Annotated in this window: 1 protein-coding gene; it reads left to right on the plus strand. The window is 61.0% G+C overall.

The features are described from left to right. Positions 1-9: 9 nt before the first annotated feature. The gene (locus FQ668_RS29205; RefSeq protein ID WP_369333849.1) at positions 10-219 is read left to right on the plus strand and encodes a D-aminoacyl-tRNA deacylase; all 210 of its coding nucleotides are present in this window, start codon (positions 10-12) and stop codon (positions 217-219) included. Positions 220-254 lie beyond the last annotated feature (35 nt).

Genomic DNA, 254 nt, shown 5'->3' on the forward strand with positions numbered 1-254 from the left:
TTCACCCTCCTGGGAGACGCCCGCAGGGGGAAACGGCCCTCCTATTCGGCTGCGGAGCAGCCCGGGAAGGCATCAGAGCTGTTCAGCCAGATGGTCGAGCGCGTCGCCTCCCTGCATGACGGCAAGGTCGCTACCGGGCAGTTTCAGGCCGAGATGGACGTCCACATCGTCAACCACGGTCCGGTCACGATCCTTCTCGACAGCAGAAAGCTTTTCTGACAGGAGCCGGCTTTCTTTACTTGAAGGTCCTGATG

Origin of the sequence: Pseudomonas sp. Kh14 (genome assembly GCF_900291005.1) — a bacterium.
GTDB lineage: Bacteria > Pseudomonadota > Gammaproteobacteria > Pseudomonadales > Pseudomonadaceae > Aquipseudomonas > Aquipseudomonas alloputida.